The 23,622-nt window shown below is 66.7% G+C and carries 21 protein-coding genes; 14 read left to right on the forward strand and 7 right to left on the reverse strand.

Translation table 11 applies throughout. The features are described 5' to 3' along the window. Nucleotides 1-24: 24 nt before the first annotated feature. Nucleotides 25-1,017, reverse strand: coding sequence for a tripartite tricarboxylate transporter substrate binding protein (locus H162_RS0120325; protein ID WP_026354882.1), 993 nt, complete (start codon nt 1,015-1,017; stop codon nt 25-27). A 157-nt stretch (nt 1,018-1,174) separates the two neighbouring features. Between H162_RS0120325 and H162_RS0120330 the strand changes: the two genes are divergently transcribed. From H162_RS0120330 to H162_RS31405, 5 genes are all read left to right on the forward strand, one after another. Then, complete coding sequence (locus H162_RS0120330; protein WP_020655336.1) at nt 1,175-1,972, forward strand: IclR family transcriptional regulator; 798 nt, start codon at nt 1,175-1,177, stop codon at nt 1,970-1,972. 290 nt (nt 1,973-2,262) lie between these two features. Beyond that, nucleotides 2,263-3,258: a porin gene (locus H162_RS0120335; protein ID WP_020655337.1), complete on the forward strand. Its 996-nt coding sequence runs from the start codon at nt 2,263-2,265 to the stop codon at nt 3,256-3,258. Between the two features lie 162 nt (nt 3,259-3,420). Continuing rightward, entirely contained in the window at nt 3,421-4,812 is a 1,392-nt protein-coding gene (locus tag H162_RS0120340) for an ethanolamine ammonia-lyase subunit EutB (RefSeq protein ID WP_020655338.1), read from the forward strand. 10 nt (nt 4,813-4,822) lie between these two features. After that, the gene (eutC, locus tag H162_RS0120345; protein WP_020655339.1) at nt 4,823-5,632 is read left to right on the forward strand and encodes an ethanolamine ammonia-lyase subunit EutC; all 810 of its coding nucleotides are present in this window, start codon (nt 4,823-4,825) and stop codon (nt 5,630-5,632) included. 19 nt (nt 5,633-5,651) lie between these two features. Next, nucleotides 5,652-6,086, forward strand: coding sequence for a MarR family winged helix-turn-helix transcriptional regulator (locus H162_RS31405; RefSeq protein WP_020655340.1), 435 nt, complete (start codon nt 5,652-5,654; stop codon nt 6,084-6,086). On the opposite strand, the gene H162_RS0120355 is transcribed toward H162_RS31405, so the two are convergent. Further along, entirely contained in the window at nt 6,080-6,985 is a 906-nt protein-coding gene (locus tag H162_RS0120355; RefSeq protein WP_020655341.1) for a LysR family transcriptional regulator, read from the reverse strand. The genes H162_RS31405 and H162_RS0120355 overlap by 7 nt on opposite strands. Before the next feature lie 101 nt (nt 6,986-7,086). Between H162_RS0120355 and H162_RS0120360 the strand changes: the two genes are divergently transcribed. The 3 genes from H162_RS0120360 (at nt 7,087) to H162_RS0120370 (ending at nt 9,620) form a co-directional block, all read left to right on the forward strand. Next, the gene (locus H162_RS0120360) at nt 7,087-8,211 is read left to right on the forward strand and encodes a mandelate racemase/muconate lactonizing enzyme family protein (protein WP_020655342.1); all 1,125 of its coding nucleotides are present in this window, start codon (nt 7,087-7,089) and stop codon (nt 8,209-8,211) included. A 32-nt stretch (nt 8,212-8,243) separates the two neighbouring features. Further along, nucleotides 8,244-9,224 (forward strand): Bug family tripartite tricarboxylate transporter substrate binding protein, encoded by a 981-nt coding sequence (locus tag H162_RS0120365; protein WP_020655343.1) that lies wholly within the window; start codon nt 8,244-8,246, stop codon nt 9,222-9,224. Between the two features lie 195 nt (nt 9,225-9,419). Then, nucleotides 9,420-9,620, forward strand: coding sequence for a hypothetical protein (locus tag H162_RS0120370; protein ID WP_020655344.1), 201 nt, complete (start codon nt 9,420-9,422; stop codon nt 9,618-9,620). A gap of 9 nt (nt 9,621-9,629) precedes the next feature. Here H162_RS0120370 and hmpA read toward each other — a convergent pair whose 3' ends face one another. From hmpA to H162_RS0120385, 3 genes are all read right to left on the reverse strand, one after another. Further along, nucleotides 9,630-10,844, reverse strand: coding sequence for an NO-inducible flavohemoprotein (gene hmpA, locus H162_RS0120375; protein ID WP_020655345.1), 1,215 nt, complete (start codon nt 10,842-10,844; stop codon nt 9,630-9,632). A 95-nt stretch (nt 10,845-10,939) separates the two neighbouring features. Then, nucleotides 10,940-12,094, reverse strand: coding sequence for a glycerate kinase (locus H162_RS0120380; RefSeq protein WP_020655346.1), 1,155 nt, complete (start codon nt 12,092-12,094; stop codon nt 10,940-10,942). 19 nt (nt 12,095-12,113) lie between these two features. Beyond that, on the reverse strand, nt 12,114-13,448 hold the full coding sequence (locus tag H162_RS0120385; RefSeq protein ID WP_020655347.1) for an MFS transporter: 1,335 nt from the start codon (nt 13,446-13,448) through the stop codon (nt 12,114-12,116). Nucleotides 13,449-13,737: 289 nt separating this feature from the next. On the opposite strand from H162_RS0120385, the gene H162_RS0120390 reads away from it, so the two are divergent. Then, nucleotides 13,738-14,886 carry a sugar diacid recognition domain-containing protein gene (locus tag H162_RS0120390; protein WP_020655348.1) on the forward strand — a complete coding sequence of 383 codons (1,149 nt, stop codon included), beginning with the start codon at nt 13,738-13,740 and terminating at the stop codon, nt 14,884-14,886. A 59-nt stretch (nt 14,887-14,945) separates the two neighbouring features. Here the strand turns inward: H162_RS0120390 and H162_RS31410 are convergent, their stop codons facing one another. After that, complete coding sequence (locus H162_RS31410; protein WP_051109971.1) at nt 14,946-16,562, reverse strand: PQQ-dependent sugar dehydrogenase; 1,617 nt, start codon at nt 16,560-16,562, stop codon at nt 14,946-14,948. Between the two features lie 234 nt (nt 16,563-16,796). Between H162_RS31410 and H162_RS31415 the strand changes: the two genes are divergently transcribed. Beyond that, on the forward strand, nt 16,797-17,957 hold the full coding sequence (locus H162_RS31415; protein WP_020655349.1) for a 2OG-Fe(II) oxygenase: 1,161 nt from the start codon (nt 16,797-16,799) through the stop codon (nt 17,955-17,957). Between the two features lie 74 nt (nt 17,958-18,031). On the opposite strand, the gene H162_RS0120405 is transcribed toward H162_RS31415, so the two are convergent. Continuing rightward, nucleotides 18,032-19,009 carry a Bug family tripartite tricarboxylate transporter substrate binding protein gene (locus H162_RS0120405; protein WP_026354884.1) on the reverse strand — a complete coding sequence of 326 codons (978 nt, stop codon included), beginning with the start codon at nt 19,007-19,009 and terminating at the stop codon, nt 18,032-18,034. 349 nt (nt 19,010-19,358) lie between these two features. On the opposite strand from H162_RS0120405, the gene H162_RS0120410 reads away from it, so the two are divergent. The 4 genes from H162_RS0120410 to H162_RS0120425 all read left to right on the forward strand — a co-directional run bounded on the left by H162_RS0120410 (nt 19,359) and on the right by H162_RS0120425 (nt 23,284). Next, nucleotides 19,359-20,129 carry an IclR family transcriptional regulator gene (locus H162_RS0120410; RefSeq protein WP_026354885.1) on the forward strand — a complete coding sequence of 257 codons (771 nt, stop codon included), beginning with the start codon at nt 19,359-19,361 and terminating at the stop codon, nt 20,127-20,129. Nucleotides 20,130-20,214: 85 nt separating this feature from the next. After that, nucleotides 20,215-21,051, forward strand: a complete 837-nt coding sequence (locus tag H162_RS0120415; protein ID WP_020655352.1) for a CoA transferase subunit A — start codon at nt 20,215-20,217, stop codon at nt 21,049-21,051. After that, a complete protein-coding gene (locus H162_RS0120420; protein ID WP_020655353.1) occupies nt 21,044-21,778 on the forward strand; it encodes a CoA-transferase subunit beta in 735 nt (244 codons plus the stop codon). Before H162_RS0120415 ends, H162_RS0120420 begins: the two co-directional genes overlap by 8 nt. A 3-nt stretch (nt 21,779-21,781) precedes the next feature. Beyond that, nucleotides 21,782-23,284 carry a class I adenylate-forming enzyme family protein gene (locus H162_RS0120425; protein ID WP_020655354.1) on the forward strand — a complete coding sequence of 501 codons (1,503 nt, stop codon included), beginning with the start codon at nt 21,782-21,784 and terminating at the stop codon, nt 23,282-23,284. Nucleotides 23,285-23,622: the final 338 nt, after the last annotated feature.

The raw sequence follows: 23,622 nt of genomic DNA on the forward strand, positions 1-23,622 counted from the left end.
GGTGTCCTTGCGTGTCTCGTTCAGTTATTCAGCCTTGATGTGCGCGGTCCGGACCAGCTGCGTCCAGCGCACCGTTTCATTGCGTACGTACCTGTCCAGTTCGTCGGGCGAACCGGCGCTGACGCTCAAGCCTTCGTTCTCCACCTTCTTGCGGAACACATCGCTCTGCACCGCGCGCCTCGCGGCGGCGTTCAGGCGTGCGATCACCGCCGGCGGCGTCCCCGCAGGCGCATACAGGCCGTACCAGCTTTCGGCCGCGTAGCCCGGCAGCCCGGATTCGGCAATGGTCGGCACCGCCTGCAGCGCCGGCGCCCGTTCGGCCGTCGTCACCGCGATGGCGCGCATCTTGCCGTTGTCGAGGAAGGGGGCAACGGCCGACACCGTGGCGAACATCATGTCGATCTGCCCGCCCAGCATGTCGGTGATCGCCGGTCCGGCGCCGCGGTACGGGACATGCACCATGTTGACCTTGCCGTTCAGCTTGAACAGCTCGCCCGCCAGGTGCGCCGAGGTGCCGTTGCCCTGGGAACCGAAGGTCAGCTTGCCCGGATTGGCCCTGGCCGCGGCCAGGATGTCGTCGACCGACTTGTAGGGACGGTCGGCGCGTACCACCAGCACGTTCGGCGAGCGCCCGATCAGGATCACCGGCGCGAACGCCTTGTCGGTCTGGTACGGCATTTTCGGCTGCATGGCGGGATTGACCGCATGCGCAAAGGTGGCGATCACCAGTGTATGGCCGTCCGCCGGGCTTTTCGCGACATGGTCGCTGCCGATGATGGTGCCGGCGCCGGGCTTGTTCTCGACGATGATGGGTTTGCCCAGCTCCTTCGACATGCCTTCGGCGACCACGCGGGCAATCATGTCGGTGCCGCCGCCGGGCGCGAACGGCACGACGATGCGGATCGGCTTGTCGGGGAAGGCGGCGAACGCCGGCATGGCGCCGGCTGCGGCGACTGCGCCAGCTGTGCTCAGGAACGCGCGGCGGGTGAACCGTGATGAAGTGAAATACTGGTGCATGGTGTCTCCTAGAGTTCTCATGTATCGGGGCTGATCCGGGGGCGGCCCTGCCGTGTGTCCATCTCCGTAGACTGCTACACGGGGAAAAGCTTATCCGGTAAAGTGCGGGGATACGTCCCGTCATTTCCACAGAGTGGAATTAGAGAACATGAAAGCCATGGACCGTCCTGCCAAGAAACCTGCCGACAAGCCTGCACGCGGCGTCTCGCCATCCAACCGTTCGCTCGAACGCGGCATCCTGGTGCTGCGGGCTTTCCGTCCCGGTTCCGACCTCCTCGGCAATGGCGAACTGGCCGAACGCACCGGCCTGTCACGCGCCACCGTCAGCCGCCTGGCCCAGACCCTGGTCGGCACCGGCATGCTGGAGCACGACGCCGCCAGGCGCGCCTACCGCCTCGCTGCGCCGGTGCTGAGCCTGGCCCATGCCATGCGCAGCTGCTCGGTCATGCTGGAGGTGGCCGCGCCGCTGATGCGCACCGTGGCGGCGAAGCTGCATGTGAACGTGGGCCTGGCCGTCCCGGACCAGGAAGACATGGTGTATCTCGAATCGGTGCGCTACAACAGCAAGGTATCGCTGCGCACCGTGGTCGTGGGCCAGCGCATCCCCATGGAACTGACCTCGCTCGGGCGCGCCTACCTGGCCGTGGCGGACGACGCGCAGCGACGCGCCCTGCTCGACCGGTTCAAGGCGCGCCAGCGATCCGACTGGCAGCGCATCGAACGCGAGATCGCGCAGGCGGCCGAATCGGTGCGGCGCCACGGGTTCTGCACCGCCGCATGGCAGCCGGAAGTGGTCGCGCTGGCCACGCCCATCGTCATCGCGAACCGGCCGGTCCACGTCCTCAACATGAGCGTCTCGACCCAGGCCGGCGTTGCCGCGGTCACCGATGAGCTCAGCAAACCCCTGCTCGACTTGCGGGCCGCTATCGAGCACGCCCTCTCCGTGCTCGCATAACCCCGTTCCCCCATCCTCGCCGGCCTCACGCAATTCCACCAAGTGGAATTGGCAGGATGCGTCGCGCAGATTGTCGGCCTAGACTTCTTGCATGAGGCGCAACTGCGCCGCATGCCATGCCTGTGCAAACCGGACCCGTCCCCGCCCAGGGCAAGCCAACGACAGTCATCCACGACAACACAACGGGGGCATTCGGAGTGCCACCCCTGGTCCGCCGGTGCTTTCACCGCGGTCCCGGGAGCGTGCGCCCCCGGGTATCGCACATGTCAAATTAAAACCAGGAGACAACGATGAAAAAGACTTCATTCGCCGCCGCAGGATACCTGCTGTGTTCGGCAACAGCGCTGGCCCAGACCACTGTCAGCATCTACGGCATCGTCGATGCCGGCCTGGTGCACGAGAGCGGCGGCCCTGCCGGCGGCGTGACCAGTGTCAGCAGCGGGGTCGCCTCCGGCTCGCGCATCGGCTTCAAAGGCAAGGATGACCTGGGCGGCGGGTGGTCGGCGGTGTTCGGTATCGAAAACGGCTTCAACACCGATACCGGCACGGCCGGGCAAGGCGGCCTGCTGTTCGGGCGCCAGGCCTACGTGGGCCTGACGGGACGCTACGGCGCCTTCACCCTGGGCCGCCAGTACACGCCCTACTACAAGACATTGCGCGATACCGGCGACCCGTTCGGCGCCGTCAGCCTGGCGGGACGGGCCGGCAACCTGATGGTGACGAATACCCGCACCGATAACCTCGTCGAGTATGTCAGCCCCGTGGTCGGCGGCTTCCGCGTCGATCTGGGCTACGGCGCCGGCGAGGCGGCGGACGACAGCAGCAAGAACCGGACGCTGAGCGCTTCGCTCGGCTACGCGCAAGGCCCGGTGGCCGTCCAGGCCGCGTTTCACCGTATCGAGAACCCGGCAGGTACCGATTTCGTCCGTAATACCTTGCTGGCCGCCAATTACAAGTTCAGCATGCTGACGGCGTTTCTCTCGTACGCGATCAACAAGGGCCCCGGCCTGGCTGACAGCAGGGACATGCTTGCCGGCGTCTCCGTTCCTTTCGGACGCAACAGGCTGCTGCTGTCGCATGTACGCCATGACGACCGCGCGGCAGCACACCAGGACGCCAGCCAATGGGGTGTCGGCTACCTGGTCGGACTGTCGAAACGCACCGACATCTACGCCGCGTATGCCGTGATCGACAACCGGAACGGCGCGGCATTCAAGGTGGGGAACGCCACCGAGAAGGGAACTGGAGACAGGGCCGTCAACCTGGGTATTCGCCACAGCTTCTGACAGGGTCCCCTGCGGGCCATGGACCTGGCGCCCGTTAACCACACCCGGATCGTCTTGCGATGCGCACGGTAACGCTAACCTGTGGCAAGATCGTCACTGGTGCCGAGCGCACCGCAGCATGCCTGAAGCATGACTTTTTGTGCAAGCGGAGCGCAACCATCCATGGCCCAGATCACCCACCTGATAGGCAGCCGCACCCATACCTTCGCCGACCTGCGCGAACTGCTGGCCAGGGCCACGCCCGCGCGCTCCGGCGACTACCTGGCCGGCGTGGCGGCCGGCAGCGCCGAGGAGCGGGTGGCAGCGCAGATGGCCCTGGCCGACCTGCCGCTCACGACCTTCCTGAACGAGGCCGTGGTGCCCTACGAGACCGACGAGGTCACCCGCCTGATCCTCGACGGACACGATGCCGGCGCGTTCCAGCCCGTCCGCCACCTGACCGTCGGCGGCCTGCGCGACTGGCTGCTCGGCGACGAGGCCGACGAGGCGATGCTGGCGCGGATCGCCCCGGGCATCACCCCGGAGATGGCGGCCGCCGTCTCGAAGATCATGCGCATCCAGGACCTGGTGCTGGTGGCGCGCAAGTGCCGCGTCGTCACGCGCTTTCGCAACACGATCGGCCTGGCGGGCACCCTGTCGACCCGCCTGCAGCCGAACCACCCGACCGACGACCCTTCCGGCATCGCCGCCAGCCTGTTCGACGGCCTGATGTACGGCAATGGCGACGCCGTCATCGGCATCAACCCGGCCACCGACAATGTGCCGCAGGTCATCAAGCTGCTCAGGATGCTCGACGAGATCATCGGCCGCTACGCGATCCCGACCCAGTCCTGCGTGCTGACCCATGTGACCAACACCATCGCCGCGATCGAACGGGGGGCGCCGGTCGACCTCGTGTTCCAGTCGATCGCCGGCACCCAGGCGGCGAACGCCAGCTTCGGCATCGACCTGGCGCTGCTGCGCGAGGCGCGCGAAGCAGCCCTGTCGCTGCGGCGCGGGACCGTGGGCGAGAATGTCATGTACTTCGAGACCGGCCAGGGCAGCGCGCTGTCGGCGAACGCCAACCACGGCCTCGACCAGCAGACCTGCGAGGCGCGCGCCTATGCGGTGGCGCGCGCCTTCCAGCCGCTGCTGGTGAATACCGTGGTCGGCTTCATGGGCCCGGAATACCTGTACGACGGCAAGCAGATCATCCGCGCCGGCCTGGAAGACCACTTCTGCGCCAAGCTGCTCGGCCTGCCGATGGGATGCGACGTCTGCTACACCAACCACGCCGAAGCCGACCAGGACGACATGGACGTGCTGCTGACGATGCTCGGCACGGCCGGCTGCACCTACCTGATGGGCGTCCCCGGCGCCGACGACATCATGCTGAACTACCAGAGCACCTCCTTCCACGACGCCCTGTACGCGCGCCGCGCGCTCGGCCTGCAGCCGGCGCCGGAATTCCACGCCTGGCTGCGCGGCATGGGCATCTTCACCGGCGACGCCCGGGCCACCCTGGGCCGTTCGCTGCCGGAACCATTCCAGCGCGCGCTGCTGCCGCTGTCCTGAGGGAGACGCCATGTCGGACGCCATCGAGCAATCCCATCCCTGGCAGGCCCTGCGCCAGTTCACGCCCGCCCGCATCGCGCTCGGGCATACCGGCGTCAGCCAGCTGACGGCCGTCCAGCTCGACTTCCAGCTGGCCCATGCCCGTGCGCGCGACGCCGTGCACCTGGCGCTCGACCCCGAGGGAATGAAGGCGGCGCTCGCGGCGGCGTGGCCGGAAGCGCCTCCCGGCCTGCTGCTGCACAGCGCGGCGGCGGACCGCAACGTCTACCTGCAGCGGCCCGATCTCGGCCGCAGGCTGGACGCGCCATCGCGCGCCCTGCTGGCGGCCCGGCGCAGCGGCGCCGGCGAAGGTCCTTGCGACCTGGCCTTCGTGGTCGCGGACGGCCTGTCCGCCCTCGCCGTCGCCCGCCATGCCGCGCCCTTCCTGGAGGCGCTACGGGCGCGGCTGACGGGACAGCCGTGGGTGCTGGCGCCGCCGGCCATCGTCCAGCAGGGCCGCGTGGCCATCGGCGACGAGGTCGGCGAGCTGCTCGGCGCGAAGCTCGTCGTGGTCCTGATCGGCGAGCGCCCCGGGCTGAGCTCGCCCGACAGCATGGGCCTGTACATCACCTGGGCGCCGCGCGTCGGCCTGACCGACGAGAGCCGCAACTGCATCTCGAACCTCAGGCCGGCCGGGCTCGGCTACGGCGACGCGGCGGCCAGGCTGCAATACCTGCTGGAGGAAGCGCGCCGGCGGCAGCTGACCGGTATCGGCCTCAAGGACGAGAGCGGCGCTGCCGAGGCGGTAGAGAATGGCGGCAGGCGCCCCTTCCTGCTCTGAGCGGTTGCGGGAGACCAGCATGAGCGATACCTTGAGCACCGAATTCAGCCTGCGCCTCGCGCGCGCCTGGGCCACGCTCGTGCGCCGCCTGGACAACGCCCTCGGCGGCCACCACGGCATCAGCTTCGCCGACTACCAGCTGCTGCTGCACCTGCAGCGCGCCGCGGACGGCCGGCTGCGCCGCGACGAGCTGGCCGGGAAGCTGGGCCTGAGCGCATCCGAAGTCACGCGCTCCCTGCTGCCGCTGGAAAAGATCGGCCTCGTCGCCCGCCAGGCCGATCCGGGCGATGTCCGCGCCGGTGCCGTGCTGATCACCCCGGCCGGCGCCGAGCTCGTGACCAACGCGCGCGTCGTCGTCGACAACGTCAGCCGCAACGTGCTGGGCCGTTTCGGGCGCCCGCAACTCGAGGCGACGTCCGCGCTGCTGGCCCGGATCCCGGAACCGGATCACTGAGGCTGCTGGCGGCCTTGCTTCCCAGGCTCCGACTGGTCGCGACAGGCCATGTGCACGAACTCCTCCGCCAGTTGCGAGCGGACCGAGGTGCGCAGCCACGCCATCCCGACACGCCGCGCCGGGCATGGGGATGGCAGGCTCCAGCGCCGCAGTTGCGGATCCGGTGCGCCAATGACGGGCCAGTCGGGCAGTACCGACACCCCGAGGCCCTCGGCCACCAGTTTCGAGATGTGTTCGATGCCGTCCAGTTCGAAGTGCACTGTCGGACGGACGCCGTGCGCACGCAGGTATTCATCGGCCATTTTTCCGGCGACGACGTTGCGGTCGTAGCGGATGAAGGGTTCGCGCGCCGCGGTGGCCAGGGGATCCTGCACCGACATGCGGCTGGGGGTAAGGAGAATCAGCGATTCTTCGCGCAGCAGGCGCCAGGCGCAGGTCTTGGGCAGGTCGAAGGCCGGGTGCACGAGGATCGCGGCATCCAGTTCACCGGACATCATCCGGTCCAGCAGGAGGGCCGAGGTTCCCGGCTCGATATACACCGGAATGTCCGGGTGCACCTGCATCCAGCGCCGCAGCAGCGGCGGCAGCAAGCCCATCAAGGTGGTAGGCGTCGCCCCCAGGCGCAACGGGCCGGCTGGAAGGCCGGTATCGGAAGCCGCGGAGCGCAGGTCGCGCACGTCGCGCACCAGGCCGCGCGCCCGTTCCACGATGCGCGTGCCCACCACGGTGGGCTTGACCGTGCGACCGGCCCGCGTCAACAGCTTCGATCCGATGTCAGCCTCGAGGGCGTGGATCTGCTGCGCCACGGTGGTGGGGGCCAGGTCCAGGCGACGGGCGGCCTCGGCAATGGAGCCAGATTCGACGACAGCAAGGAAGCTTTGAATGAAGCGCGTATCCATGAACACGGATTTTACGTGATCTGAAATAGGCTATGCCCACTTTTTCGGATGTTTCGATGCATGCACAATGTCTCTCACCCCATCCAACCAGGAGACATTCCATGCCGATCATCCAATCTATCGAAGTCTGTGCAGCCCGCGTGCCGCTGGACAAGGTGACCTATCTGTCCAACCGCACCGTGACCGACCGGCATTACGGCCTGGTCAAGGTGCGCAGCACCGACGGCATCGAAGGGATCGGCTTCTGCTATGTGGGCAATCAAGCCGGCGAACTGTTCCGCGTGGCCGTCGAACAGTTGCTGGGGCCGGTACTGATCGGCCGCGAGTCGCTGGCTGTCGAAGGTTTGTGGAAAGACATGTACCAGGAAGCCTTGCTGCAAGGCCGCATGGGCACCGTGATGCGCGCCTTGAGCGCCCTCGACATCGCCCTCTGGGACTTGAACGCGAAGAGCGTCGGCCTGCCCCTGCACAAATTCCTTGGCGCCGTGGAAACCGATACCGTGGCGGCCTATGCAAGCGGCGGCTACTACGTCGAGGGAAAGACCGCCGAGATGCTCGGCGAAGAGATGGCCAGCTATGTGGAACTCGGCTTCAAGGCCGTCAAGATGAAGACCGGCCGCTGGTCGCCGCAGGGCGAAGAAGCACGCGTGCGGGCGGCGCGCGAGGCGATCGGCCCCGAGATCGAGCTGATGCTCGACTGTAACAACGGCTGGGTCGACACGGTCCAGGCCATGCAGTACCTGAGCCGCATCGAACAGTACACCCCCTATTTCATCGAAGAGCCGTTCGGCCCGGATGACATCGAAAGCCACGCACGCCTGGCCAGGCTCACCCGCATTCCCGTGGCCACCGCCGAGATCGGTTACGGCCGCTGGTACCACAAGCAACTGCTGGACATGGGCGCTGCCGCCATCCTGCAGACCGATGCGGCCGTGTGCGGCGGCATCACGGAGTGGAAACGCATCGCCGCCATGGCTGCCGGCTATGGCGTCCAGGTCTGCCCGCACTGGTTCCACGACGTGCATGCGGCGCTGGTCGCCGCCACGCCGAATGCGCGCTACGTCGAGTTCTTCTGGGACGACCAAGTGCTGAATTTCCGCCGTTTGATCGATCGCCAGATGGAACACAGGGAGGGACGCGTGGTGCTGCACCAGGCGCCGGGCCTGGGCTTCGGCTTCGACGAGAAAGAAGTCGCCAAGTACGGTCGCTGGACCACGGTGTCCTGAGCGCCGGATCACAACACATCAAGGAGACAAGCATGGACCGCCGCTACTTTCTTTCCGCCCTCGCAGCCTTGTCCGCTGCATGCGCGCTTCCCGCATTCGGCGCCGACAGCCCCTTGCCCACCAGGGCCGTACGCATCGTCGTCGGTTTTCCTGCAGGCGGCGGTACCGATGTCCTGGCCCGCATCGTGGCCACCAAGCTCAGTGAGTCATGGGGCGTGCCCGTGATCGTGGACAACAAGGCGGGAGCGGCGGGCCGCATTGCGGCCACCGAGGTAGCGCGGGCCGCTCCGGACGGCACCACGCTCATGATGGGTCACATCAATGCCCTGGGTATCGCACCGGGCCTGTACCCGAAATTGCAATACTCGGCGGAACGCGACTTCACGCCGATCGTCCTCGTCGGGCAGACGCCGCAGGTGCTGGTGTCGAACGGCGCCCTGCCCGCGAAGACGCTGGCCGCTGTCGTTGCCGAAAGCAGGAAGAGCCCCGGCCGGGCGACCTTCGGTTCCTCGGGCGCCGGCTCGGCGCAGCATCTCGCCCTGGCCCTGTTCGAACAGACCGCAGGCGCCTCGACGCTGCACGTTCCCTACAAGGGCGCGGCGCCGCTGATCGTCGACCTGATGGGTGGGCAAGTGGAATATGCATTCGAAGGCATGACGACGACGGCGCCCTATATCAAGAGCGGCAAGCTGCGCGCCATCGCCCAGACCGGCGTCAAACGGGTGAAAGCCTTCGCCGATGTGCCGACCGTGGCCGAAGCCGGTTATCCGGGCTTCAATGCGAGTATCTGGTTTGGACTGGTAGGCCCTGCCGGGATGCCTGCACCCATGGTGGCGCGCATGAACAGCGACGTGAACAAGGTGCTTGGCATGCCCGATGTCCTTGCCAGACTCGAGGAGTTCGGCGCGGAAGACGGCGGCGGTACGCCTGAGCGGTTTGCCACTTTCATCCGGGCCGAACAGACAAAGTGGACTCGACTGATCAGGGCGAAGAACATCAAGCCGGATAGCTGACGCTTCTTTCAGTTGGGTGCCGCCCAACTAGCCTCTCGTGAATCTGTTGGTTCCAGTATGAGCATCCATTCGGCGGAGAGCGGAGTTCAAGCCTGTTCCCCGCCGGGTCATCCTGGCACATTCCATGCATCGCCAATGGTGAGCGCAAGCACAAGCTCAACCCCTTCCCTTTCATTCGCTTTAAGGAGCAGCATCATGAAAACCGTCATCATCAAGGATCTGGCGATCACGCAGGCATCGACAGGCGAGCGTTCGCTGTCGTCCGAGGAAATGAAGCAGGTACAGGGAGGCCGGGCCATTTCCGTCCTGGTCGACGGCAGGCCCGGCGGGGTGGTCGACGACTTCGAGCTGAACATGGCGATCTTCCGCGGCGATATCGGCGTCAAGGTCGTGTAGCTGGGGGGACTATTCCGCGAACAGGTCCGGCCCGAATACCTCGTAGTGCACCTTCGACTCCCTGATGCCGCACGCCAGGAGTGCATCGTGCTGCAGGCGCATGAAGGGGATCGGGCCGCAAATATAATAATCCGCGTCGGGCAGCATGATGGCGTCGGCGATCCTGTCGATGTCGACCAGGCCCGGAAAGTCGAAGTCCCTGCCCGGCTGGTCCTGGGGCAGCGGCTCGCTGTAGAACACGAAGGCGTTGAAGTTCGGATGCCGCGCCGCCGTCGTGCGCAGGTGATCCTTCATCGCGTGCACCGCGCTGTTGCGGGCCCCATGCACGAACACGATATCCCGATCCGGCGAGGCCAGCACGCGGTTGAGCATGCTGATCATCGGCGTCAGCCCGACGCCGCCGCTGATCAAGACCACCGGCGTGGCGGCATGCACGTCGATATGGAAATTCCCGTAGGGCGCCGCCAGCCTGATCTTGTCGCCGACCTGCACCTGGTCGTGCAGCAAGGTCGACACATAGCCTTGCTGCGCCGGATCCGCGCCGCCTTCGCGCTTGACCGAGATGCGGTAGCTGCGCCCGTTCGGCGCATCCGACAGGCTGTACTGGCGGATCTGCTGCAATCCCAGCCGGGGCACCTGGAGCGCGAGGCTGATGTACTGGCCGGGTTCGAAATTGACCACCGGCTGCCCGTCCGCCGGTTCCAGCACGAAGGAGGTGATCACTTCGCTTTCCGGCTGCTTGCTGGCGACCACGAACTCGCGCCAGCCGGTCCAGCCGCCCTGCTCGCGCTCCGTTGCCTCCTGCAACTGGCTTTCGAGTCCCATCAGGATGTCGGCCAGGTTGCCGTAGGCTTGCGCCCAGGCCGAGATGATGTCGTCGGTGGCCGCGTCCCCCAGCACCGCCTTGATGGCGCCGAGCAGGTGCTCTCCGACGATAGGATATTGCTCGGGACGCACGCCCAGGCTCACATGCTTGTTCGCGATGCCCTCGAGGACCGCCTGCAGGCAGGAAGGATCGTCGATGTTGGCGGCGTAGGCATACACCGCCCGCGCCAGGGCTTCCTGCTGCTGGCCGCGTTCCTGGTGCCGCATGTTGAAAACGTTCTTCAGCTCCGGGTGGGCATCCAGCATGCTGCGGTAGAAATGCTTGATGATGTCGTAGCCATGCTCCGCGAGAACGGGTGCAGTCGCTTTCACCGTTTCCCTGGTCTTCTGTGTCAACATCGCGTCCTCCTTCAAAGCACGTTCGAGTGGTCGGGCCATGCATGTCCATGGCAAAGGATACAGAATAATGGCGGGTCACGACGCGGCCCTGTGCGCTAGTGGCGGCCTCCCGCCAGCCCTGCACCCAGCTTCAGCGCCGCCGCGATGTTGCGTGCGGCGGAACGCAGGTTGAATGCCGCCCCTGCCAGCGCTTCCGCGACCGTGCACGCCTTCATGACGGTGCCGAAGGTCGCCGCGATGCCGTGCGCGTGCACCGCGGCCGCATCCGGCGCCAGGCAGCCGCCGATGGCGATCACCGGCTTCCCGTGCCGCTGCGCCACGCGCGCCACGCCGATCGGCGTCTTGCCGTTGACGGTCTGGCTGTCGATGCGTCCCTCGCCGGTGATGACCAGGTCGGCATCCCGCACCGCGGCGTCGAGGCCGACCGCGTCGGTGACGATCTCGCTGCCGGGACGCAGGCGTCCATTCAGGAAGGCCAGCATGGCGGCGGCGATCCCGCCGCCGGCGCCGGCGCCGGGCACCTCGGCCACATCCTGCCCGAGGTCGCGCGCGACGATGCGCGCGTAGTGGCGCAGGTTGGCGTCGAGCTGGTCGACCACCTCGGGGCTGGCGCCCTTCTGCGGCCCGAACACGGCCGAGGCGCCGCGCGGCCCGACCAGCGGGTTGCTGACGTCGCAGGCGACGTCGAACACGCAGTCGCCGATGCGCGGGTCGAACTGCGCCAGGTCGATGCGGTCCAGCCTGGCCAGTGCGCCGCCGCCCGGCCCCAGTGGCGCGCCCTGCGCATCCAGCAGGCCGACGCCGAGGGCCTGCAGCATGCCCGCCCCGCCGTCGTTGGTGGCGCTGCCGCCGACGCCCAGGATGAAGCGGCGCGCGCCGGCATCGAGCGCGGCGCGGATCAGCTCACCGGTGCCACGGCTGGTGGTGAGCAGCGGGTCGCGCTGCCCGGGCGGCACCAGTTCGAGGCCGCTGGCGGCGGCCATCTCGATGACGGCGATCGGGTCGCCGCCGGTCAGCCCATAGAAGGCCTGCACCGGCTGGCCCAGCGGCCCGGTGGCGCCGAGCTCCACGCGGCGGCCGCCGGTGGCCGCGATCATGGCCTCGACGGTGCCTTCCCCGCCATCGGCCACCGGGATCTTCAGGTAGTCGGCGTCCGGGAAAATCTCGCGGAAGCCGGCCTCGATCTGGTCCGCGACTTCCATCGCGGACAGGCTTTCCTTGAACGAATCCGGTGCGATCACGATTTTCATGCGGGCTCTCTCTCTCTTGTCAGCGGTTGACCAGGCGCGCCGGCACGATCAGCACCAGCATGGCGCCGACGAACAGGACGCTCGACAGGATATACAGCGCTACATCGGTGCTGCCGGTCATGTCCTTGATCCAGCCCACCAGGAAGGGGCTGACGAAGCCGGCCACCTGTCCCAGCGAGTTGATCAGGGCCAGCCCGCCTGCCGCCGCCGCGCTGCCGAGGAAGGCGGCGGGCAGGGGCCAGAACATCGGCAGGCCGGTCAGCGCACCCATCGTGGCGAAGCTCAGGCCCACGATCACAATCGTCGCGTTGTCGGAGAAATTGGCGGCCAGCAGCAGGCCCGCCAGCGCCATCAGCATCGGCACCGACAGGTGCCAGCGGCGCTCGCGCCGGCGGTCGGCCGAACGGCCCACCACCACCATGAACACGCCCGCGAACAGGTAGGGAATGGCGCTCAGCCAGCCGACCGTGGTCGCGCTCTGGAAGCCGAGCGCCTTGATGATCGAGGGGAGCCAGAAGTTAATGGCATACACGCCCATCTGGATGCTGAAGTAGATGATACCCAGCATCCACACGTGCCAGTCGCGCAGCACCTGGCCGAACGAATGCACCGCGTGGCTGCCCGAGGCGCGCTGCTGCTCGTCGCGGTCGAGCGCCTGCTGCATCGCCGCCTTCTCCTCGTTCGAGAGCCAGCTGGCCTGGGCCAGGCTGTCGTTCAGGTAGAACAGGACGGCGACGCCCAGCAGGACGGTCGGCAGGCCCTGCAGCAGGAACAGCCACTGCCAGCCGGCCATGCCGCCCTGCCCGGCCGAGAAATGGCTCAGCATCCAGCCCGACAAGGGACCGCCGATCAGGCCCGACACCGGAATGGCCGACATGAACAGCGCCATCACATGGCCGCGCTTCTGTGCGGGGAACCATTTGGTGAAGTACAGGACCATGCCGGGGAAGAAGCCGGCTTCGGCCAGGCCGGTAAAGAAGCGCAGCACATAGAATTCGGTGGGCGTGGTGACGAACAGCATGGCGGCCGACAGCGAGCCCCACACGACCATCATCACGGCGATCCAGCGCCGCGCGCCGAGCCGGTGCAGGATCAGGTTGCTCGGCACCCCGAACGTGACATAGCCGATGAAGAAGATGCCGGCGCCGAGCCCGTACACGGTTTCGCTGAGCTTGAGCGCGTCGAGCATCTCCAGCTTGGCGAAGCCGACGTTGACCCGGTCCAGGTAGTTGAAGAGGTAGCAGATGAAGATGAAGGGGATCAGCCGCCAGGTGGCCTTGCGATAAGCCCCCTCCAGCAGGTCCGAGGTATGTTCCACCGCCTGGATGCCGGCGGTGCCTGAAGTGTTGCTCATTGTGTCTCCGTGTTTCCAATGCATGAACGTCTGCGATTATCGGCCAAATGGAGGCAATCGGACCTCGGCCAGGCGCACTAAGCGCGGCATCGATTGGCGGGCATTTTTTGTGCATTTGCACAAATTGCAGGGAAAATTCCGGTGACCAGGCGCTACCGCCAGCAGGCGCCGCGGCCGCCGGGCAGGCCCGGGCCTGCCCGGCGGCCCGGGATTTTGTGCATAATCACAACAAATTCGGCGCAACCCGGGCCCACGCCCGGTTCGCCCCATCTCGCACAAGTCACGCCCCATGCACATACTCGACAGCGGCCTCGCGCAGGAAATCGTCACCCGCACGATGCGCATCATTCCGTTCAACGTCAACGTGATGGACGCGCATGGCGTGATCCTGGCCAGCGGCAACCAGGGCCGGGTCGGCGAAGTGCATGCGGGCGCCCTGCTCGCGCTGGCGAAGAAGCTGACCGTCGAAATCGACGCCGCCTCGGCCCGCAAGCTGCATGGCGCCCAGCCCGGCATCAACCTGCCGCTGAGCGTCGACGGCCAGATCTGCGGCGCGGTTGGACTGAGCGGCGTTCCCGACGAGGTTCGCCAGTTCGGCGAACTGGTCCGCCTGACGGCCGAGATGATCCTGGAACAGGCGGCCCTGACCCAGGAGCTGCAAGGCAATGCGCGCTACCGCGAAGCCTTCGTGCTGAACTTGATCCGCTACGAACCGGCGGCGCGGCCGGAACTCGAAGCCTGGTCCCGGCGCCTGGGCGTCGGTTTCGAACGCATGCAGCAGGCCTTCCTGCTGGAGCTGCAGCTGGAGCAGGAAGACAGCGGTCGCGCCCTGAGCGAGATCCAGCGGCTGCAGATGCGCGTACTGGCGCGCCGCGAGAACGCGCTCACGGCCACCGTCGGTCCCTGCGAAATGGTGCTGCTCGAGGCCTGGGAGCCCGCCAGGAAAGGCCCCGACGCCATGCCGCAGCGGCGCCTGCAGGCGCTGTCGAACCTGTTCCGCGAAGAGTGCGAGCTGCCCTTCACGCTATCGATGGGCATCGCCCTGCCGGGCATCGAAGGCGCCGCCATCTCGTACCAGAGCGCCAGGACCGCGGCCCGGCTCGGGCGCAGGCGCGACCCGCGCCAGCAGGTGTTCAGCTATTACGACCTGGCCTTGCCGGTGCTGCTGTCGGGCCTGGATACCGGCTGGCAGGCGGACCAGCTGCGCCTGCCGATCGCCAGGCTGGCGCACGACAAGAGCCGCAACATGCTGCGCACGACGCTGGACCTGTGGTTCGCGCACGACGAGAATTCGGCCGCCACCGCCCAGGCGCTCGGCATTCACCGCAACACGCTGGACTACCGCCTGCGCCGCATCGGCGAATTGACCGGCCTCGACCTGGCATGCAGCGAGGACAAGCTGCTCCTGTACGTCTCCTCGCTGCTGACGCCGGCCTGACACGCGGCGTTGCGGGCGGGCGCCCGGCCCCCACGCCAGGCGCCCGTCCGGGGACGGCCTCAGTGCCGCTTCGCGGGCACGAACTTCATGACCACGCCGGTCTTGCCGAGCAGTGTGCCGGTGCCGTTGGCCAGCAGGTACAGCTCGCCGCGGGCGTCCTGGCCGAAACCGAGCACCGCCAGGGTGAACGGATTCGGCCGGGTCGGGACGACATGCTCGACCCGGTTGTTCCTGCCCAGGACGAACAGGTGGCCATTCGGCGTCGCCCCGCCCGAGCCCGAGTAGTCGCCGAACACGTACTGGCCGCGCAGCTGGTCCAGCTTGTGGCCGCGGTAGACGTAGCCGCCGATGACGGCGACACGTTTCGGATCCTGGCCCGGACCGTCCGCGTGGTCGTACTGGGCGATCGGATCGACCAGGTTGGGCGGCAGGCCCGGACTGTTCTCGAACACGAAGCCCGGGGCGTTCGGTCCGGCGGTATTGAACAGGAAAGTGCCTTCCTTGATGCGCCAGCCATAGTTCCCGCCCGCCATCACGATATCGACTTCCTCGATCGCATTCTGGCCGACGTCGCCCACGATCAGGCGGCCGTACGGGTCGAAGGACATGCGGAACGGGTTGCGGAAGCCATAGGCGAAGATCTCGTCCGCGCCCATCTTGCCGACGAAGGGATTGTCGGGCGGGATCCCGTACTTGCCGTTGGCCGAATTGCGCCCGAGCGGGTCGAGGCGCAATATCTTGCCGAGCACGTTCCCCGGCGCCAGGCTCTGCGCATTGCCGCCGGCGACGTGGCCCATGCCTTCATCGTCGGCGGCGCCGCCATCGCCGACCGAGATGTAGAGCATCTGGTCATGGCCGAAGGCGATCGCGCCGCCGTTGTGGTTGAACTGGGGCTTGTCGATCCGCAACAGCTCGCGCGCACTCGCCAGGTCGACCTCGCTGTTGCGCTTGCCCGGATGCTTGACCCGCCACTCGGTGATCACGCTGTGGCAGTTCGGCGCCACGCCCTGCGGCATCGTGCTGAAGTCGGCCTTGCCCTTCACCGGCTGCGAGGTGAAGGTATAGAACAGGCCGTTGTACTTGAATTGCGGATGGAAGGCGATCCCCAGCAGGCCGCGCTCGTCGAATCTCCTTTCCCCCAGGCCCAGCGGGACCAGCAGGCTGCTCACGTCGAGGAACAGCCTGGGTTGCCGCGAGGCGCCGTCATGGTCGCCTTTGCGGTCATCGTCCTTGCGGCCATCGCCCTTGCGGTCGTCCCCCTTATGGTAATCGCCCCGATGCTCCTTGTCCTTGTCCCGATGATCCCTGTCCCTGTCCTTGTGATCCCTGTCCTTGTGATCCCTGTCCTTGTCCCTGTGGTCCCTGCCCTTGTGGTCATCGTCCCTGTCGTCATCGTCGTGGTCGTGGTCGTCCCTGTCGTCGTCATCGCGGCCAGCGATGGGAACGCGCCAGAGCTGGCCGGTCTGGTCGGCCACGTAGAGATGCCGGCGATCGCCCGGCGCGACGGCCGCGGCGACCGGAGAGACCAGGCCGGACATGACCGGCTCCAGGTCAAGCTTGACCTGGCTTTGCGAAATCAGGGCCGGTATCGGGTCGGCCAGGGGGACAGGTGGCGGCGCCGACGTCTGGGCATACGCGGCAGCGGCGGCGATGCCGGCCACTGCCTGGATCAACATGCGGGGGATCGTGCGAAGTTTCATGATGCGTCCTTCCTCATGGCCGACGGCCGTTGACAAGACACCCGGTTAATCCCGCCGGCGCCGCGAAGGTTCATGGTGTCGGGCCGCGGGCGTGAAAAAACCACAGGCCGATCACTCTTGTCAACATGAAAGAAACGAGATCGACACTGGCCGACAAGCAGTCAATCCATTAAAATTATTGCAACCATTTCCCACTCCCATGAGCTGACCATGTGGCTGCCAGGCGATCCGATACCTGCATTCGCGGCGCGCACCGCGAGCAATCCGCGCTATGCCTTCTATACGGCTGCCGGCCGCTATGTCGTCCTGAGTTTCCTCGGCAGCGCGGCCCAGGACGACACCCGCCAGGTGCTCAGGTATGTCGAGGAGCGCCGCGCCCTGTTCGACGACAGCCATCTCAGCTTCTTCGGGGTATCCATCGACCCGAACGACGAAGCGCTCGGCCGCTTGCGGGACATGATCCCCGGGATCCGCTATTTCCGGGATCTCGACCGCAAGGTGAGCAGGCAGTACGGGGCCCTCGCCTCGGGCCCCGCCTCGACGACGCTGTACCGGCCCTTTACCCTGGTGCTGGATCCGATGCTGCGGGTAATCGCCAGCATCCCCCTCCTGCCCGCGGAACATCACAACAAGGTGCTCGGGGACACCCTCCAGCGCCTCCCTCCCGTCGCCGAACACGCCGGCACGGCCATGCACGCGCCGGTGCTCATCCTGCCCCGTGTATTCGAGGCCGACCTGTGCCGGGAGCTCATCGCCGTGTACGAGCAATATGGCGGCAGGGAATCCGGCTTCATGCGCGAGGTCGACGGGAAAACCGTGGAGGTACGAGAACACCGCTTCAAGCGGCGCGACGACTTCGAATTCGAGAAGCGTCCGGAACTGGCCCCGCTCAGGGAAGCGATCCTGGCGCGCCTGCGCCGGCGCCTGCTGCCGGAGATCAAGCGCGCCTTCCAGTTCGAGGTCACCCGGATGGAACGCTACATCGTGGCCCGCTACGACAGCGATGAAGGAGGCTTCTTCCGCCCGCACAAGGACAACACCACGCCCGGCACCGCACACCGGCGCTTCGCCTGCACGATCAACCTGAATGCCGAGGACTATACGGGAGGCGACTTGCGCTTTCCCGAGTTCGGCCGGCGCAGCTACCGTGCTCCCAGCGGAGGCGCCGTCGTGTTCTCGTGCTCGCTGCTGCACGAGGCGACGCCCGTCACCTCGGGTGCGCGCTATGCGTTCCTGCCCTTCTTCTACGACGAGCAGGCGGCCCGGCAGCGGGAACACAATGCGCCCTCGCTGACCGGCCAGGTCTTCGACCATGCCAAAGGGCAGGACGAATACGCCGCGCTGGCACAGGAGGCCGGGGCGACGGAATAGAGGTGCGCATGGGCGGGGACGGGCGTCGACCCCGTCCCTCCGGCCCGGTTCGAGGGGCGCGCCCCCTTCTCACATCATTGCGTGCTCATGCCGGCGGTTTTCACCACGCTCGCCCAGCGCGCGATTTCCGTGCGGACGCGCTCGGCGGTCTCGGCCGGGGTGGTATAGATGGGGTCCGCCCCCTGCTCCGCGAACTTCTGCCTGACCTCCGGCAGTTGAAGAATCTGGGCGACTTCCTTGTTCAGGCGGTCGATGACGGGCGCGGGGGTGCCGGCAGGTGCAAGCAGCCCATAGATCGTCGCGACCTCGAAACCGTTGATGCCGATCTCGCTGGCCGTCGGGACATCCTTCATCGCCGGCGTCCGCTCCTTCCGCGCCGTCATCAATGGCGTCAGCTTGCCCGACTTAAGCTGCGGATATACCACGGCGCCGACCTCGAAGGTGACCGGCACCTGCCCCGACACGACGTCGGTGATGGCGGGGCCGCTTCCCTTGTAGCTGACATGCATCATCTTGGTTCCAGTCAGCTGCTGGAAATATTCTCCCGCCAGATGCTGGGTGGAGCCGACACCCGCCGACGCGTAGGCGATCTGCCCCGGGCGCTGCCGGACATACTCGATGAACTCGCTGGCCGACTTGACCGGCAAGGATTTGTTGACGACCAGCGTGACCGGCATCGAGCTCAGGTAGGTGATCGGCGTGAAGCTCTTCTCGAGATCGTAGCGGATGGTCGCGCTCTGCAGCGTCATGTTGACGGCATGCGCGACCACGGCGCCGGCCAGGATGGTGTAGCCATCATTCTTCGCCCGGGCGACATAGTCGGCGCCGATGTTGCCGCCGGCCCCTGCCTTGTTTTCGACCACCACCGGCTGCTTGAGCCGCTCCGACAGTTGCTGGGCGACGATGCGCGTGATGATGTCGGTGCCGCCGCCCGGGGCGAAGGGCACGATGATCGTGATCGGCCTGGATGGATACGATTCCGCCTGCGCCGGCAAGGCCGCGCACAATGCCACTGCCACTGCTGCCGCTACGGGTACGAAGGGTTGTTTCATGGCTGTCTCCTGAAGTATTCAACGCCGTACACCTACCTGCTTGCTTGTGCTGTCGGCGCATCCGGTTTCCGGCGCCACCATTCTCCGTGTGGTCGCCCCATTCTCCTTGAATCGCGCACCGGCTGCGTCGCCGCAATCAGGCTGCGATTCGTCTTGTCCCAACATATAGGATTTAAATCCCAATTTTTGGTTTACAAATCATGGCACGGTAGGCATACTAGGGTCAAGCAAAAAAGACAAGCGGCGCCGACCGGATGTTTTCGGCCGGTAGTGGAAGCGGGAACCTCGCTGTCGCGGCCGCCCATGCGCGCCGCGAACAGTTATAGTCCCGACTTTTCAGGGAGCCTCGATGGACAAGACATTATTGAAGGGCCTGGCGGTACTGGAAGCGGTCGCCGGGAACGATGGTCCTCCGCGGACCATCGACGAGCTCGCCGCACAGCTGCAGCTCACACGCAGCAATGTGCACCGCACCTTGCAGACCCTGGCGCACGCAGGCTATGTCGTCAGGGATGAGATGAGCGGTAACTATCGCAGTACGCTGCGCCTGTTCGAACTCGGTGCGCGCCAGGTCGCCCGCTTCGATGTCCGCAAGTATGCGCCGCCGTTCATGCGGCTGCTGGCCGAACAGACTGGCGAGACCGTGCATCTTTCGGTCCTGGACGGGATCGATGTCATCTACCTCGACAAGATCGACAGCCCCCAGCCGATCAGGTCCTACACCGCGATCGGCGGACGCGCGCCGGCCTACGCGGTGGCGACCGGCAAGGCCTTGCTGGCGGTGCAGCCGGACGGATACCTGGCGCGCTACGAGTCGGCCATCCAGCGCCACACGCCGGCGACCCTGGCGTCGCTGCCCGCGCTGAAGGACGAAATGCAGAAGATCACCCGCCTGGGTTACGCGCTCAACTGCGGCGAGTGGCGCGAGAGCGTCGGCGGCGTGGCCGTCGCCATCTTCGACGCGATGGACCAGCCAGTCGCTGCGCTGGGCATCTCGGGCCCGATGGAGCGCCTGACCCCGGCCCGGATGGAAGAACTGGCGCCGCTGGTGCGCAAGTATGCGGCGGAGGTTTCGCGGGCCATGGGCTATCGCGACGGCTACTTCAGGAAAACGGCATGACGATGCGCCGCCCCCGAGGCGCGGTGTAGCGCACGGCGCACGGCGCAGACGGATTTTTCGGACGATCCACCATTGGAGACATGAGATGAGTTCCGGTTACATCAGCAAGTCAAAGCAGATTTCGCTCGCGGAGATGGTCAGTCGCGTTCCAGATGGATCCTCACTGGCCCTGGGCGGCAGCTTCCTGCACCGCGGGCCGTTTTCCTTCGTACGCGAACTGATCCGCCAGGGCAAGCGCGAGCTCGAGATCATCAAGCAGTCGCCTGGATACGATATCGACATCCTGTGCCGCGCCGGGGCCGTTCGCAAGCTACGCGCCGGCATCGTCGCCATGGAAGGCAACTTCGGCCTGGCACAGGGCTACCGCCGGGCAGTGGAAACCGGGCAGATCGAACTGGAAGAACACGCCTGCATGAGCCTGACCGCCGGACTGCGCGCGGCGGCGTTTGGCGTCCCGTTCCAGCCTTGCGGCGGACTGCACGGCAGCGACATCCCGCCGCTGAACGGCTGGCACTGCATCGACGACCCGTATGGGAGCGGCGAGAAAACCTGGGTCATCCCCGCGATCCAGCCCGACTTCGCGGTCATCCATGCCAGCGAGGTAGATTCTGCAGGTAATGTGCGCATCTACGGAACCTACAACTGGGACCGAATCATGAGCCGCGCCGCGAAGAGCGTGCTGGTCGTCGCCGAACGCGTGGTCTCGACCGAGACCTTCAAGGCGCAGCCGGAAATGACAGTCGTCCCCTATTTCATGGTGGAGGCCTTCGCCGTCGTTCCCAATGGCGCGTGGCCAGGATCCTGCTGGCCCCACTACGAAATCGACTACCCGGCGGTGGAACGCTATGTCGCCTCCGACCAGGCCGGGATGCAGGAACACATCGACAACGCCCCCGAAGCGAAGGAGCCCACCCATGTCTGAGCAATGGAGTCCGTTTTCCTATATCGTCACCAACCTCGCGCGCTTCATTCGCCCCGACGAGATCACCTTCAGCGGCGTCAACTCCACCTTGCCCATGCTTGGCTGCCTGATGGCCAAGCGCGCGTATGACTGGGACTTCATCTACATCAACGTCGCGGGCGGGGTCGATCCGGAGGTGGACGCCATCCCCTTGTCGAGCTCCGATCCGGTACTGGCCAAGGGCTCGCCGGCGATCTTCGCCAACGAGGATTTCTACGACCTGTGCACCCGCGGGCGCATGGACCTGACCTTCCTCGGCGCCGCGCAGATCGATGGCGCCGGTTGCGTGAACAATTCCTGCATCGGCGACTGGCACCAGCCCAAGGTGCGGCTCCCCGGCGGCGGCGGCGGCGCGGTGATGCTGCCCACCGCCAGGCGCGCGGTCACCTGGCGCACCGAGCATTCGCGCCGCACCCTGGTCTCCAGACTCGACTTCGTGACCTCCGCGGGCGGCATGCATGGCATCGTCACCCCAATCGCGGTCTTCGTACTGCGCGAGGGCCACCTTGCGCTGCAGTCCTGGCACCCGGAATCGAGCCTGGCCGAGATACGCGACCGCACCGGCTTCAGCTTCGATGCCACCGGCGCCGCACCGACGCCGCCGCCTACCGAGCGAGAGCGGGCCGCGCTTGCCGCACTCGATCCGGCGGGCCAGTTCGAACGCGACGCCGCCATCACGCTGAGGTGAATCATGGACCAGACTTCCACTTCCCTTTCCCTGGCCTGGCGCAGCGCCTGGGCCCAGCCTGATGTCGCCAGCCGCACCGCCCTGATCGGCGCCCAGGGCAGCCTGACTTATGCCGAACTGCACAGGCGGGTCGGCGACTTCGCCGGCGGGCTGCATGCGCTGGGCGTACGGCGCGGCGACCTGGTCGGACTGGATCTCGAACGTTCGCTCGACGCCGTCGTGGCCATGCTCGGCTGCATCTGCGCCGGCGCCTGCCCCTGCCCGCTGGAGCCGCGCCTGTCGCCCGGGCAGGTACAGGAGCGCGTGCTCTCGGTCGGCATCCGCTGGCTGCTGGCCGACGCCGCACGCCAGCCCGAACTCCTGGGCGTGCTGGCCGCGCCCGGGCAGGTGCTCGGCATCCGGCAGGTGCTCGATCAAGGCCGCTCCTGGTGGGATGAAGAGGCGGCAGGCGACTGCCCCGCCCTGCTGCTGTTTACCTCCGGCAGCACCGGCAAGCCCAAGGGCGTCCTGCTCACGCACCGCAACATCCTGAACAACGCCAGGGGTGTGGCCCGGCATACGGGACTCGCTCCTGACGACCGCCTGCTGCACGTGATGCCGCTGCATCACACCAACGCGGTCAACAACCAGCTGTTCACGCCTTTCCTGTACGGCGTGACGGTCATCCTGGCCGGACGCTTCAAGGCCGACGACATGCCCGCCCTGCTGGAGACCTACAGGCCCACGATCATCACGGGGGTGCCTACCATGTACGCCCGCATGCTGGAATTGCCGTTCTCTGCCGCCAGCCTGGCCGCGCTACGCTTTGCCCGCTGCGGCTCGGCGCCGATCACGGCCGACCTGCACCAGCGCGTGGAAGCCAGGCTCGGATGCGAACTGCTGGTGTCGTACGGCCTGTCGGAAGCAACCTGCACCAGCACCATGAATCCCGTTGGCGGACGCAAGATCGGGACGGTCGGCACGGTCCTGGCCGGGCAGACGGTCGTCCTGATCGGTGCGAACGGGCAGCCGGTACCCGCCGGGCAGGAGGGAGAAGTCTGCGTGGGCGGCGACAGCGTGATGGCCGGCTACCTTGGCGCGGATCCGCAGGCTGCGGACCGGGCGGTGCAGGACGGCCTGCTGCGCACGGGCGACCTCGGCCGCTTCGATGGCGACGGCTATCTGTCGATTACCGGCCGCATCAAGGAAGTGATCATCCGCGGCGGCGAGAACCTGTCGCCGGTACTGATCGAAAACGCAATCGCCGCCCATCCCGACGTCGCCGCATGTTGCGTGGTTGGACAGGCGGATGCGGACCTGGGCGAAGTGCCGGTGGCCTTCGTGGTGGCGACCGGCCCCCGGCAGCCAGGCGAGGAAGCCATCCTCCAGGCGGTGGCGGCGCGGCTGCCCCGGATCTACCGCCCCCATGCGGTCCACTTCGTGGCGGCGCTCCCGGAAAACAGCGTCGGCAAGGTCGACCGCAAGGCCGTCGCCGCGCTCCTCGCGCGCCAGCCCGTCGCGGCGTGAAGGCAGGCCCTCCCGCCTGCGGGAGGGCCTGCCGGAGGGCCCGCTTCAAGTAAGCTCAAGTACATGGACGCCCCCGGTTTGCCAAGCCCTCAATTATGATGACGCCGAGGTAAAGATTGCACCCGTACATTCGGACTTTGTGTGCGGCTGTTGCCGCTGTCCCTGATGGGATGTGCTGGCCGGCGCCCCAATCGACTTTACGCACTTGATGTGCTTCGAGCTTAACGGGCTTTGCCAACCACGGTCTCACCTGTTTGCCATCACTTCTTGATTGCCTGTGCAATCGGTGGAATCAACTGCCTGATGCTGCCTTGACTGTCTGCTTCGATTTCCTGAGC

Source organism: Massilia niastensis DSM 21313 (genome assembly GCF_000382345.1).
GTDB lineage: Bacteria > Pseudomonadota > Gammaproteobacteria > Burkholderiales > Burkholderiaceae_D > Telluria > Telluria niastensis.